11 protein-coding genes are annotated in these 13314 nt (G+C 75.3%); 3 read left to right on the top strand and 8 right to left on the bottom strand.

Annotated features, from left to right (window positions below):
- Window positions 1–45: 45 nt before the first annotated feature.
- Window positions 46–3249, bottom strand: a complete 3204-nt coding sequence (locus AC6I72_RS20665; RefSeq protein WP_498002585.1) for a M28 family peptidase — start codon at window positions 3247–3249, stop codon at window positions 46–48.
- Window positions 3250–3542: 293 nt separating this feature from the next.
- Window positions 3543–5063, bottom strand: coding sequence for a helix-turn-helix domain-containing protein (locus tag AC6I72_RS20660; RefSeq protein WP_498002584.1), 1521 nt, complete (start codon window positions 5061–5063; stop codon window positions 3543–3545).
- Window positions 5064–5318: 255 nt separating this feature from the next.
- Between AC6I72_RS20660 and AC6I72_RS20655 the strand changes: the two genes are divergently transcribed.
- Complete coding sequence (locus AC6I72_RS20655) at window positions 5319–5603, top strand: chaplin (protein WP_498002582.1); 285 nt, start codon at window positions 5319–5321, stop codon at window positions 5601–5603.
- Window positions 5604–5795: 192 nt separating this feature from the next.
- Here AC6I72_RS20655 and AC6I72_RS20650 read toward each other — a convergent pair whose 3' ends face one another.
- The 6 genes from AC6I72_RS20650 to AC6I72_RS20625 form a co-directional block, all read right to left on the bottom strand.
- Window positions 5796–6662, bottom strand: coding sequence for a tyrosinase family protein (locus tag AC6I72_RS20650; RefSeq protein WP_498002580.1), 867 nt, complete (start codon window positions 6660–6662; stop codon window positions 5796–5798).
- On the bottom strand, window positions 6646–7233 hold the full coding sequence (locus AC6I72_RS20645) for a tyrosinase family oxidase copper chaperone (protein WP_498002579.1): 588 nt from the start codon (window positions 7231–7233) through the stop codon (window positions 6646–6648). The genes AC6I72_RS20650 and AC6I72_RS20645 overlap by 17 nt, the downstream gene beginning before the upstream one ends.
- A gap of 132 nt (window positions 7234–7365) precedes the next feature.
- Window positions 7366–7881: a hypothetical protein gene (locus tag AC6I72_RS20640; protein ID WP_498002577.1), complete on the bottom strand. Its 516-nt coding sequence runs from the start codon at window positions 7879–7881 to the stop codon at window positions 7366–7368.
- A gap of 331 nt (window positions 7882–8212) precedes the next feature.
- The gene (locus AC6I72_RS20635) at window positions 8213–8494 is read right to left on the bottom strand and encodes a hypothetical protein (RefSeq protein ID WP_498002576.1); all 282 of its coding nucleotides are present in this window, start codon (window positions 8492–8494) and stop codon (window positions 8213–8215) included.
- 305 nt (window positions 8495–8799) lie between these two features.
- Window positions 8800–9630 carry a hypothetical protein gene (locus AC6I72_RS20630; RefSeq protein WP_498002575.1) on the bottom strand — a complete coding sequence of 277 codons (831 nt, stop codon included), beginning with the start codon at window positions 9628–9630 and terminating at the stop codon, window positions 8800–8802.
- 264 nt (window positions 9631–9894) lie between these two features.
- On the bottom strand, window positions 9895–10134 hold the full coding sequence (locus AC6I72_RS20625) for a chaplin (RefSeq protein WP_498002574.1): 240 nt from the start codon (window positions 10132–10134) through the stop codon (window positions 9895–9897).
- Window positions 10135–10368: 234 nt separating this feature from the next.
- Between AC6I72_RS20625 and AC6I72_RS20620 the strand changes: the two genes are divergently transcribed.
- Both AC6I72_RS20620 and AC6I72_RS20615 read left to right on the top strand, forming a co-directional pair.
- Window positions 10369–11865 carry a glycosyltransferase gene (locus AC6I72_RS20620; RefSeq protein ID WP_498002573.1) on the top strand — a complete coding sequence of 499 codons (1497 nt, stop codon included), beginning with the start codon at window positions 10369–10371 and terminating at the stop codon, window positions 11863–11865.
- Window positions 11862–13310, top strand: coding sequence for an exopolysaccharide biosynthesis polyprenyl glycosylphosphotransferase (locus AC6I72_RS20615; protein ID WP_498002571.1), 1449 nt, complete (start codon window positions 11862–11864; stop codon window positions 13308–13310). The genes AC6I72_RS20620 and AC6I72_RS20615 overlap by 4 nt, the downstream gene beginning before the upstream one ends.
- Window positions 13311–13314 lie beyond the last annotated feature (4 nt).

Here is a 13314-nt window from a genome sequence, read left to right as displayed (position 1 = left end):
CCCCGGACCCGGCTCGGACCACCGCCGGATCCGGACCGCCCCGCGTCAGATCCGCTGCCACAGGGCCGGGACGTTCGGCGGCTCCCAGCCCGGGTACGCGGTGTGACCCTGGATGCACCGGTAGCTCACGCCGTCGTACGTCACGACGTCCCCGGGCGCGTAGGTGGCGCCCGCCTGCCAGCTGGTCTGGCCGCCCCCGCCGGACACCGTCAGGGTGTAGGTGGTGGTGTGGGTGGCCGTGCCGGTGCCGGTGATCGTCAGCGTGTACGTGCCGCCGGCCGCGTCCGCCGCGACCTGGAGGGTGGCGGTGGAGGACTGGCCGGAGGTCACCGAGGCCGGGCTGAAGCTCACGCTGACCCCGGACGGGGCGCCCGACGCCGACAGGCGCACGTTCTGCGCGGCACCGCCGGTGGTGGCCGTGGAGACGGTCACCGTGGCGGAGGAGCCGGGCCGGGCCGTCCCGGCGGCCGGGTTCGCTGAGATCGAGAAGTCGTCGCCGGGCACGGGTGCGTCCCCGACGGCGGTCTTCCAGACCGTGTACGCGACCCCGTCGGCGCTGCGGTTGAGGGCGGTGGCGTTGATGTTGCTCGTGGTGTCGCACGCCGAGTGGTAGCAGGAGTCGTAGGAGCGGCCCGCGGTGCCGCCCCACTTGGCCGCCTCGGAGGCGGACTTCACCGCGTCGGCCCCGGTGGCGTAACCGGAGGTGGGGATGCCGACCTGCTGGAAGGAGTAGTCGTCGGAGCGGCCCTGGCCCTCCACGTTCTCCTGCGGGGCCAGGCCCAGGGAGTCCCAGTACGCCTTCATCGGGGCGGCGGCCGCCGAGTTCAGGTTGTTGACGAAGTAGCCGGCGTTGGCCGAGGCGACCATGTCGAAGTTGTAGTACGCCTTGATCCGGGCGCGGTCGGTGCCGGAGAGCGAACGGGCGTAGAAGCCGGAGCCGTTCAGGCCCTGCTCCTCGTCGGTCCACCAGGCGAACCGGACCCGGTTCTTCATGGCGGGGTTCGCCTGGGCCAGCGTCAGCGCCGTCTCCAGGAGCGTGGCGGAGCCGGAGCCGTTGTCGTTGATGCCGGGGCCCGCGGAGACGCTGTCGAGGTGGGCGCCGAACATGTAAACGCTGTTCGCGTCGCCCTGCGGCCACTCGGCGATCAGGTTGTTGCCCGCGCCCGGGGTGCAGCCGGAGGTGCAGCTCTGCTCGGTGACCGTGTAACCGGCGGCCTGGAGCTTGCCCTTGACGTAGGCGAGCGAGGCCCGGTAACCGGCCGTGGTGGAGCGGCGGTTGCCGCCGTTCTGCGTGGCGATGGTGTTCAGCTGGGCCAGGTGCGCCTGCACCTTGGCGACGTCGACGTCGGGCGGGGTGCCCGGGCCGGTGCCGCCCCCGCCGACGGTGAGCGTGTACCGGGCGGTGTGGGTCTTGCCGCCGCCGCTGCCCGTGACGGTGACGGCGTACGTCCCGGCGGACGTGGCGGCCGAGGTGGAGACCGTCATCGTGGAGCTGCCGCCGGAGGTGACCGTCGCCGGGCTGAAGGAGACGGTCACGCCCGCCGGTGCGCCGGAGGCGGTCAGCGAGACCTGCTGGGCGCTGCCGGTGACGGTGGTGGTGCCGACCGTGGCCCGCGCGGAGGCGCCGGCGTCGACGGTGCCCGCGGCCGGGTCGAGGGCCAGCGAGAAGTCGGACTGCTGGCCGGTGCACGTCGGGTCACCGGACTGGGCGGGGACGCTGATCGCGTCCCAGGCCGCCTTGGTGGCGTTGTACAGGCCGCAGCTCGCGTCGAGGTTCTTCGCCGAGGTCAGCGTGGCGGTGCGGTAGCGCTTGTAGGTCATGCCGCTGGTCTTGAGCAGCATGCCGCCGTAGAAGATCTTGCCCGCCGTCTGGATGCCGACGCCCGTGACGGTGGAGTTGTTGCAGGTGGGGCTGGAGGGCTTGCCGCCGCCGGGGCTGGAGCCCTCGGCCAGCAGGTAGAACCAGTGGTTGAGCGGACCGGCCGCGGCGTGCTCCTCGGTGGAGGGGATCGAGGCCGAGTAGCAGCGGGGGTCGTTGTTGACCCGGCTCGGGTCGTACATGTTGCGGATCGGGCCGCGGCCCTGGAGGTCGATCATCTCGCCGACGGTGTAGTCGGGGGTGTCGTACGGCGCCGGCTCGTCGGCGTACGCCTCGGTCAGGGCGCCCATGATGTCGCCGGTCGCCTCGCCGAGGCCGCTCTCGTGGTTGTCGCCGCCGGGGGTGTAGGTGTCGAGGCCGTGGCCGAACTCGTGGCCGACGACGTCGATCCCGGCGATCCACTCGTTCGCGCTGTTGTGGCCGATGGTGATGGTGGAGCCGTCCCAGTAGGCGTTCAGGTCGTTCAGGCCGACGCGGACCGGCCAGCTGCCGCCGTTGCCGTCGTGGCCGTTGCGGCCGAGCCAGTTCTTGAGCATGTCCGACTCCTTCTGCGCCGCGAACATCGCGTCGACGCAGCCGGTCTCCTTGCTGGTGGGGTTGCCGGTGCCCCAGTTGTCGGTGGACTTGGTGAACACGCCGCCGCTGTAGTCCGAGCACTGCAGGCCGGGGCGGGTGGTGTCGCGCAGCACGTAGCTGCTGCCCGAGCGGGAGGTGTCGATGGTCAGCGGACTGGGGCCGTTCCACTTGCTGGTGCCGGAGCCCGCGCGGACCTCGTCGTAGGAGTCGACGACCTTTCCGGTGCGGGCGTCGACGAAGACGTGCAGCCTGCTGGGCGCGTCCGCGCCGGTGCGTCCGGTCAGCACCGTCTCCCAGGCGAGCGTGGCGGTGTCGTTCCTGACCCGGACCACCAGGCGGCCCGGGGCGGCCTTCTCGACCCGGGCGAGCCGGGCGCGGCTGGTCCTGGCCGCCCGCGCCGCGGTGACCGTGGGCTCGGTGGGGACCGAGATCCGGGCGGTGGTGGCCGACTGGACGGCCCGGACCCCGCCGTCGCCGTCGGCGAGGACGACGGCGTCGCCGCCCACGACGGGCAGGCCCTCGTAGGTGCGCTGGTAGGCGACCGAGTACAGCCCCTTGACCCAGGGGGTGACCTGGTGGCGGTCGTACTGCTCGTGCGGGCCCCTGGCCAGCGCGTCCAGGCCGCTGCGCACGGCCCGGTCGGCGGCGGCCACGGCCTTCGCGGCGGGGGTCGGCCGCGGCCCGTCCGCCTGCGGCGCGGAGGCCGGCGCCGCCGCGGCCGACGAGGCCGACACCGCCAGTCCCCCGAGGGTCACGGCCAGGGATATCCCGGCCACTGCCATCTTTCTCAGCATCGCGGCTCCTTGTGAGAGGTGTGCGGCCCGTCCGGCCGTACGCGAGCCAGATCATGAACACGTCAACCCCTGGACCCAGGGGCGCCCCGGTGTCTCCGCGCGGCCCGCGGCGGGCAGGGAGGTGACGCTGACATGACATGGTCTGGACCGGCCGAACCCTCACACCGGCCCGCGCCCGGGTCAACGGTTTCCGGGGCGCGGTCCGGACCTGTCAAAATCCGGCAAGCGGGGGCCCGGTGCCGGCGCCCGCCCGCGCCGGGAGATCCTCTCGGCGCGCCCCGCGCCCGAGACCCTCACGGGCGCGCCTTCGCCGCTTCCCCCGTCCCGACCGCCCCGGACGCGGCCAGCAGCCGCTCGCGGTACTGCCTGACCTCCGGGACGTCGCCCCAGTCCGCCAGGAGCCGGGCGTGCAGGCCGCGCAGCTCGGCGTCGATCATCAGCTCGCGCGAGCCCAGCGCCTCGCCCAGCACCGGACCGGCCAGCGCCACCGCCGCCCCGGGGTCGCCGGCGCACGCCCAGCCGTCGGCGAGCCGCAGGGTGAGCAGCAGCCGGGTGGACCGCATCACCGCGGGCAGCAGGGCGCGCGAGCGCTCGGTGGCCTCGACGGCGCGCCGGGCCGTCCCCCGGTGCCCGGTCACCGCGGCGAGGTCGCGCAGCGCGCCGCCGATCGCCGACTCCACCCGCATCTCCCCCTCGGCACCGGCCATCCAGGGCGCCTCCAGCAGGTCCCGCCGCCCGAGGCGGGCGAACCCGCGGCGGGCCAGGGTGATGTGCCGGCGGCACTCGGCCGCGTCGTGACCGAGTGCGTAGCCGCGGGCCTGGTACAGGTACGAGAGGGTGGCGACCCAGCGCCGCCGGCCGTCCACCGCCCCGATGGCCCGCGCGTACGCGAGCGTCGAACCGGGGTCGTCGTCGAGCCGCACCAGGGTGCACATGTCGCTGAGCAGGGTCGCCCGGGCCGGGGCGTCGTGGACGGCGTCCGCCCAGCCCAGGCCGTTGCCGAACCACGCCATGCCGATGCTGCTCTGCCCCCGCTGCATCCGCAGGCGCCCGGCGACCTGGGCGTACTGGGCGGCCAGGCGCAGTTGCCCGTACGGCAGCCGGCCGGTGGCGTTGACCGCCTCGGCCCAGCGCACCACGGCCCGCAGCAGCCGCTCCACGGTCGCCACCCCGCCCGCGGTGGTGTGGTCGAACGCCTCGCGGATCAGACAGGCCAGCACGGCCGTGAGGGCGTGCAGCAGCTCCGTCTCGGCACCCGGGCCGCCCTCGGGGCCCGCGTCCGCGCCGCCCGCCGGGGGCACCGGGAGCGGCGGGAGCACCGCGGCCGACGGGATCGCGCCGGTGGTCCCTCCTGGCAGGCCGGGCAGGCCGGGCAGCCCCGCCAGGAGGGCCGGTAACCCGGCCTGCTCGGGCACCGCGCAGCCCGTCGTGCCGTGGAGCGGGCACGCGAGCCCCTCGGCGGGCAGTTCCCTGGGCCAAAGCCGCGGGTCCCACGCCTCCCGGTCCCCGGCCGTGTCCGCCCCGGGCATGGCGCCGAACAGCTTCCGGTCCAGCGGAGGCGGGGTCCGCGCGGACGGCACGCCGCGCGGCGCCGCGACGACGGCGGCCAGCTCTCCCCCGGTCTCCAGGACGGCGTCGAGGCGGCGCACCAGACCCGCGGGCGGCTCTCTGAGGCCGCTCTCCAGCTTGCTGATGAGGGTGTGGTGGTAACCCACCCGCAGACCGAGCTGGAGCTGGGTGAGCCCGGCCTGTCTTCGCCGGGACCTCAACCGCCGCCCGAACTCCCCCCACTCCCGAGCCGCTTCGACGGACATGGCCCCTCCCGGACGAGGCTCGCGCCTCCAGCCGTGTGACACCGGACTTCGCCTCCCGCTACCGGACAGCACAGGGGAGCGGCCACCGCCCCGTCAATCGGGTTGACGCAACAGCCGTCCAATTGGTCTCTACCAGATGTCCAAAAGGGGTGATCCCAGGAGATACGCCGTGACCCGGGCGCAAGGGGGACGTTGAACCGTGAGTGCGGTCGCGCGACCTGCTGCCGCACTCACCGAGCAAGTTAGGAGAACGTGATGTCTCGCATCGCGAAAGCGGCTGCCGTCGCCCTCGGTACGGGTGCCGTGGTGATCAGCGGAGCCGGTCTCGCCATGGCGGACGCCGGCGCCCAGGGCGCGGCCGTCGGCTCGCCCGGCGTCGTGTCCGGCAACACCATCCAGGTTCCGGTCAGCATCCCGGTCAACCTGTGCGGAAACACCATCGACGTGATCGGCATCCTCAACCCCGCGTTCGGCAACACCTGCGCCAACGTCGGTCACCTCGGCAAGCACGACGACAAGCCGGGCAACTACGGCGGCTGACGTCTCGGCAGTCACCGCGTCGGAGGTCGTCCCCGCAGGGCACGCCGTCCGCGCAGGCTCCACAGGGAAGCCCCGGCACCTCGAGCGCCGGGGCTCTCCCGTGTGCCCGGGGCCGGGGCGCCGGGGATCCCCCGTGCGCCGGGAGCCGGGCGCACCGGCCGCCCGCGCCCGGGGGCACCCCCGGTGCCCGGGTCAGGCGTACCGGTAGATGCGGCTCACGTCCTCCAGTGAGTCCGGGGTGACGTCCCAGGGCGGCATCTTCTGGTGCCGGGCGACGATCCGGCCGTACTGCGCGTCGCCCGGCCCCGGCGGGGACGCGGGCAGGTAGCGCGCGCCCCGGTGGCGGCTCTGCCAGCGCGACCACAGCAGGTCGAGGAAGGCGTGGTGGAGCCAGAAGACCGGGTCGTTGACGGAGGCGGCGCCGAGCATCGCCCCGCCGACCCAGCGGTGCACCCGGTTGTGGTTGCGCCAGGAAACGCTGCCCCGGCCGGTGCCCCACCCCTCCAGCTTGTTGCGGAAGCCCCTGGTGACCGTCGAGTCCCAGGGCGCGACGTCGTAGACGGGATCCTTCAGCGCCCACTCCAGCTCGCTGCTGGTGGGCAGTTGGATCGGATCGCGGGAGCGGCCCAGGTCCCGGGTGAGGAACCGCCCGTCGGTGACCCCCTCCTTGAGCGTCCAGCCGCCGTGCGCGTACGCGAACGGTCCGGTCGTCACGCGGCGGTCGGACGGCCGCCCGTCGCCGCCCATGAGGTCCGCGGTCCAGGGCACCGAGGTGGTGGTGCGCTGACGCGTCCAGTCCCAGTAGGGCACCGTCACCGAGGAGTCCACCCGGCGCAGCGCCCGTTCCAGCTCCAGCAGGAACTTGCGGTGCCAGGGCAGGAAGGAGGGCGCCATGTGGGCCGGCCGCAGCCCCCGTTCGCCGTCGGCGGTGAAGTGGGCGACGTGCGTGCGCACGAACTCGTCGTACTCGCCGCGCCGCTTGACCTCCAGCAGCGCGTCCACGAAGCGCCGCTTCTCCGTGCGGGTGAGCCGGGTGACGTTCTTACGCGTGTACGCCACCGTGCTCACCCCCGGTGGCCGGATCCGCGGACGGGCCGCCGACGGGCCCGGGGGCCAGGTCGCGCAGCCGCCGCCCGGGGCCCATCTCGTCGACGGCGCCGCGGGCCGCCTCCAGGGGTGTGCGGTAGGAGCTGTAGTGGTCGACCATGCTCAGCCAGGTGCCGTCGGCGCGGCGCATCAGGTGCAGCGGACGGCCGTCCACGGTGACGTACCACAGGCCGGTCCCCTCGGCGCTGCGCCGCGGGGTCCACACGCCGCGGATCCGGCGGCCCCGGTAGGTCTCCTCGAAGGCGCTGCCGCCCGGCCCGCTCCAGGGGCCGCCGTGGGGGCCGGTCCCGGGGAGCAGGGGCCGGGAGGCGGCGGTCACCGGGGCCATCGCGACGACGGCGGCGCAGGCGAGCAGCCGCCGCCGCGTCGCCTCCCGCCGCGTTCCGCCCGCGTCCCGCGCCGTGCCCGGGTCCACCGCCGCGCCCGGGTCCCGTGCGGTGCCCGCGCCACCTCCCGTGCCGGTGCGGGTCCCGCCCGTGGCCCTGCCGCTGTCCCCGCCGCCGCTGCCGTTGCCGACGCCCATGGCTCACTCCTCGTCCGGTTCGGTTCTCCGCAGCCGTAACCGCCGAGGACCCCGGACGGTCACCGCCGTACGGCCGGACGGTGAGCGGGGACACGGCCGGACGGCGGACCGGGAGGGCGGGCCGGGCCGCCGTCAGAGGCCGGAACCCGTCGCCAGGCCGGCCCCCGGCACGGTCTGCAGCGCGGGGGTGAGGACGCCCAGCTCCGGCAGGGTCAGCCCCGGGAGACCGGCGCGGCCGGCCCCGGGCCCGGTCAGCGGGCCGTCCACGGTCAGCCCCGGCGAGACGGCCCGCAGGCCGGAGGGGGCCGTCCCGACGCCGACGTGGTCGAAGCCGTCACCGAGGACGTGCGCCAGCGGGGCCCGGACGTCCAGGCCGGGCAGCCCGCCCTCGACGGGGAGCCGCGGCACCGCGCGCTCCGGCAGGAGCCTGCCCTCGGTGAAGCGGGGCCCTTCCGGACTGCCCGGCGCGGGCAGCGGAAGCTCCCCGCGCACACTGGGCAGTTCCATGCCGAGCGCGGTCTCGGCACCACCCAGCGGAACGGGGAGGGGGGCGGTGCCGGCCGCGGCGGCGGGGGCCGCGGCGGCGCCGACGGCCGCCGCCGCGCCCGCGACGAGGGCGGCAAGGGTTCCTCGGGTGGTCGACTTCATGGCAGGCACGGTCCCTTTCAGGTCGGGTTCGGGGTGGTCCGCACCGGTCAACGATCCCGGCCTCGCGACCAGCGCAAGATTCCCCCGCATGCCGCAGTAGTACGACGGTGGGACGGAACGACGGGAGCACCGCGCGGCGGCGGGCAGGCGGGGACGGGCGGGCGGGGCGGCAGGGCCTTCGGCCCGGACCGCGTACGGCGGGCGGCGTGGAGGGCGTCGAGCGGGCGTACGGCGGACTCGTACGGCGGACGGTGTCGAGCCCCGGCGGACCGGGAGCCGGCCGGCGGAGCGGTGCCGGCGTCCGCGGTCCTCGGCGCGGCGCGGCGCGGTCTCAGCTCTGCAGCGGCAGCCCGCCGAGCAGCGGGGTCGCGGTGTTCAGGGTCTTGGTGGCGCCGTTCACCGAGTGGAGCAGCGAGCCCTTCTTCTCGGTGTCGAGCGCGTCGGACTGGTGCCTGACCGGCATGACGTCGATGGGGTCCCTGGTGAGCGAGTTCACGGCGCCGTTGAGGCTGGTGGGCGTCACTTCGGCGGCGTCGTGGGCGAAGGCGGGCGCGGCGGCACCGGCGGCGACCAGGGATCCGGCGAGGACGGCGGCGGCCTTGAGCGACTTCATCGTGTTCCTTTCCGCGGCGACGGGGCGTCACCGGAGGGGACGGGGTCGCCCTGCCTAACGAGCCCCGGGCGGGCCGGAAACCACGGTGCGGGAGATTGCCGAGTCCTCATACGAGACCTTCCGCATACAAGATCTTCCGCATACGAGATCTTCCGCATATGACACCGGCCGCCGCCGCGGGGGCCGCCGGCCGCCCGCACGCGACAGCCGCCGTGCCGGCTCCTGCGGGGGGGGCGGCACGGCGGCTGGGGGGTCCCCGCGGCGGGCCCTGTGAACGGGTCCCGCGGCGGGTGGCCGGATGCGGCTTACGAGCCTGTGGCCGCCGGAGCCGCGACCTCGGGGACGGTGATGTCAGGCACCTTGATGTCGGGGACGTTGATCTCCGGGACGTTGATCTCGGGGACGGCGGCGGGGTCGGTGAGGGCCGGCAGGGTCGACGGCTGGGCCGCCGCCGGTGTCGTCGAGGTGGCGGGGGCCGTCGGGGTCGCCGCCGAGGTGTTCGGCATCGCCGCCAGGCCGCTGCCGGACAGCCCGGAGGTGACCAGGCCGGTGAGGTTCTTCACCAGCCCGTCGACCGCCGGGAGCACCTGGCCGACATCGCCCGAGGTGACCGCCTTCAGCAGGCCGTCCACCGCCTTCTGCACGGCGGCCAGCGCGTCGCTCGCCGGGTCGGCGGCACGCGGTGAGGCCGCGCGGGTGCCGGCCGCGGGCAGCAGCACCCCCGTGGCCGCCGCCGGTGCGGCCGGAGCGAGCGCGAAGGGGACGGCGGGAGCGCCGGTCCCGGCGGCCGCGGTCCGGGTGGCCGAGGCGGCCGCGAGTACCGCGTCCGCCTTGGCCAGGGCGTCCTTCGCCGCGTCACCGAGCTTCTGGACGTCGGGGGCGGACGTGGCGTTCTGGTCCGGGGTGAGGACGGCGGTCACCAGATCGCGGACCGGGGCGAGCACGCCGCCGAGGCCACCGAGTCTCTGGACCTGGGCGAGCAGCGCGCCGGCGTCCTGGGCGGGTGAATCGGACGCCACCGCAGGACCGTTCTCGCGGGCCGCGTCGGCCGCCATGACGGCCGGGCTGCCGGCCCCGACCAGGAAGGCGGCGCAGAGTGCGGTGGACGCGACACGCCGCGCTGACAGACCTCGCATGGGAGTTCCTTTCGATGAGCACCGGATCTGGTGCCCACCGTGAAAGCGACCGTCGCGCTCCGCAACCGATCATGCGCCCGTCGTGTGACGGGTATTCAGGTCGCCGCGCCTTCCGACCTGGTGGGACACGATTCAGAGGCACGCTCGCAACGCGCCGCCCGTTCGGGGGAACGGCAGCGGCCGCCCTCCCCGCGGGGCACCGCCGCGCGGTGCGCGGGGCCCGTGACCGGGGAGGGCGGCCGCCGGAAGGGCGTCGTGCCCGCGTCAGCCGTTGACGCAGGTGTTGCCGAACGCCGGGTTCAGCAGACCGATGATGTCGATGGTGTTGCCGCAGACGTTGACCGGCACGTGGATCGGGACCTGGATGACGTTGCCCGAGATGACGCCCGGGGAGTGGGCGGCGACACCGTTCGCACCGCTGTCGGCGGCGGCGATGCCGGCACCGCCGGCGACAGCCGCGGCGGCGGCGGAGGTAAGGACCAGGCCCTTGGCGATACGCGACATGGAAAGGAACTCCTTGCAGTTGACACACAAACACCCGGGCAGGGACGCCCGGCGCTGTGTCAACGCGCGGCTCTCGCCGGGGTTGTGCCGCCGAAAGAGTGATCTACGGATCGGACGGGCTTCACAGTTCCGACACACTTGCCCGGTTTCGTCGCATTAGTCCCGTTCGGCACTAGAGTTGCGGACCTCTCGACCCACCCCTTCGACGGACACCCGAAAGAGGCAACGACGGTCATGCGGCTTCCTCATCGGCCGCGGGTCCTGCACCTCACCCAGCCCGTGGACGGCGGGGTCGCGCGCGTCGTGACGGACCTGGTGCGGGCACAACTCGCGGACGGCTTCGACGTGACCGTGGCCTGCCCCGACGGCGCCCTCGGCGACCACCTCCGGGCGCTCGGCGTGGATGTGCGCCCCTGGAACGCGGCGCGCGCGCCGGGGCGTTCACTCCTGCGCGAGGTACGGCAGCTCGTACGCGTGATCGACGACGTACGGCCGGATCTGGTGCACGCGCACAGCGCCAAGGCCGGGCTCGCCGGCCGCCTGGCCGTACGCGGCCGGATCCCGACCGTCTTCCAGCCGCACGCCTGGTCGTTCGAGGCGGTCGGCGGGGGCACGGCGGTGCTCGCGCGGGCCTGGGAGCGGTGGGGGGCGCGGTGGGCCGCGCGGGTGGTGTGCGTCAGTGAGGGGGAGCGCGCGACCGGCGTGCGTGCGGGGATCAGCGCGCGCTGGCACATCGTGCCGAACGGCATCGACCCGCACCGCTTCCCCGCACCCGTCATGGCCACCACGAGCGCCATGAGCACCGCGGCCGCCGCGACGACCCCGACCGCCACGACCACCGAGTGCACGGCTGCCGGCGTCCCGGCCACCGCGCCCGTCGTCGTCTGTGTGGGGCGGCTGTGCCGGCAGAAGGGGCAGGACGTGCTGCTGCGGGCCTGGGACGCGGTCGCGGAGCGGGTACCGGGGGCGCGGCTCGTGCTCGTCGGGGACGGCCCCGACCGCGACCGGCTGCGGCGGCTCGCCCCGGCGTCGGTCCGGTTCGCCGGTGCCGTCGCCGACCCCGTGCCCTGGTACCGGGCGGCCGACCTCGTCGTGCTGCCCTCGCGGTGGGAGGGCATGGCCCTGGCCCCGCTGGAGGCGATGGCGTGCGGCCGGGCCGTGGTGGTCACGGACGTCGACGGCGCCCGGGAGAGCCTGCCGCCCGCACTCGCCGCGCGGTGCCTGGTCCCGGCGGAGGACCCGGCCGCCCTGGCCGAGGCGGTCCTGGCCCTGCTGCTCGACCCGCCGCTGCGCGCGTCCCTCGGCCGCCTCGGACGCGCCCACGTCCTGTCCTCGCACGACGTCCGGCGCGGTGCCGCGGCGGTGACGGCCCTCTACGGCGAGCTGCTGGCCGCGCCCCCCGCCAGGCCCGCGCCCGCCCCGCGCACGCCCCGCGAACCCGCCGAGCCCAACGGGTCCGCCAGGTCCACCGGGCCCACCGGGTCCACGGAGCCCAGCCGTCCCACCGCCCCCGGCCACCGGAGCGAGCACAGCAACCGGAGCGGGCGCAGCCGACCCAGCGCGCACGGCAAACCCGGCACGCACCGCGAACTCAGCGCGCACAGCGAACCCGGCACACACCACGAACCCAGCACGCACCACGAACTCAGCGCGCACCGCCGACCCAGCGCGCCCGGCGACCACAGCGAGTACGGCGAACCCAGCGAGTACAGGGAGTCCAGCCACCCGTGAGCGCGGAAAGCACCGTCCCCTCGCCCGGTCTGGCCCCCGGCCGGCCGCCACGGGACCACGGATCCACGGCCGTCCCGGTTCTCCGGCCGCGCCGCGGGGCCTCCGGTTTCCGCTTTCCGGTCCGGCGGCAGGGACCCCCGCCGCGGCCGGCCGCCGCGCTGCCGCTGATCGTCGCGGACGGCGCCGCCGCCCTGCTGGGCGCCCCCGCGTTCACCGAGGCCGAGCACCGCCCGCTGCTGGTCGCCCTGCTCGTGACCGCGGCCCTGCTGCTGCGGGCGCAGCACTCCGGGCAGCCCGTGCCGTCGGTCCTGGACGAACTGCCCGCCGTGTGCGGCCGGATCGCGGTGTCCTGGCTGGTCCTGGCGACGCTGGTGGCGGCGTACCGGCCGGGGCACGCGCTGACCGGCCGCACCCTGCTGGCCGGGTTCGCGCTGCACGCCGCGGCGAGCTGCGTGCTGCGCGGCGCCGTGCACGCCCGGCGGCGCGCGGACCTGCTGCGCCGGCCGCGCGCCGCCCTCGTCGTCGGCCCGGCCGAGACGGCCCAGCGGGTGGCCGCGGCCCTGCTGCGGCATCCGCGCTGCGGGATCCGGCCGGTCGGGGTCGTCGCCGACCGGCCGGTCGGCCGCACGGGCGGGCTGCCGGTGCTGACCCGCGGGGCGGAGGTGGAGCGTGCGGTCGTGCAGAACGGGGTGCGGGCGGTGCTCGCCGTCCACCCCTCCGTACGGACCGGACAGGGGCCGCTGCTGCGGGCGCTGGCCGAGTCGGGCTGCGCGGTGTGGGAGATCGACGCGGACTCACCGTCGTACGCGACGAAGCAGCGGCTGGCCGGGTTCTCCTGCCGGCGCCTGCTGATGTCGGGTGCGCGGCGCGGCAGTGCGGGCAAGCGGGTGCTGGACGTCCTGGTCTGCGGTGCCCTCCTGCTGCTGGCCGGGCCGCTGCTGCTGGGCTGCGCGGCGCTGCTGCGGCTCACCGACGGGCCGGGTGTGCTGTTCCGCCAGGAGCGCATCGGCCGGGACGGCAGGCCCTTCACGCTGCTGAAGTTCCGTACGCACCGCCCGGCCGACGCGCACGAGGCGGCGACGCGGTGGAGCGTGGCGGGCGAGCAGGAGATGCGGCCGCTGTGCCGCATGCTGCGGCGCACCTCGCTGGACGAGCTGCCGCAGCTGTGGAACGTACTGCGCGGGGACATGAGCCTGGTCGGCCCGCGCCCCGAACGCCCTTATTTCGCCGCCCGGTTCAGCCAGGAGCACCCCGGTTACGCGGCGCGCCACCGGATGCGGTCCGGGATCACCGGGCTGGCCCAGGTCCAGGGGCTGCGCGGGGACACCTCGATCGAGGACCGGGCCCGCTTCGACAACGCCTACATCGACAACTGGTCGCTGTGGCAGGACGTCTGCATCCTGCTGCGCACCGCGGCCGCGCTGGTGCGGCCGACGGGGAGCTGAGGAC

Source organism: Streptomyces sp. Xyl84, from assembly GCF_059731885.1.
Note: the sequence above shows the minus strand (reverse complement) of the source record. Positions and strands in the feature narration are given on the sequence as shown.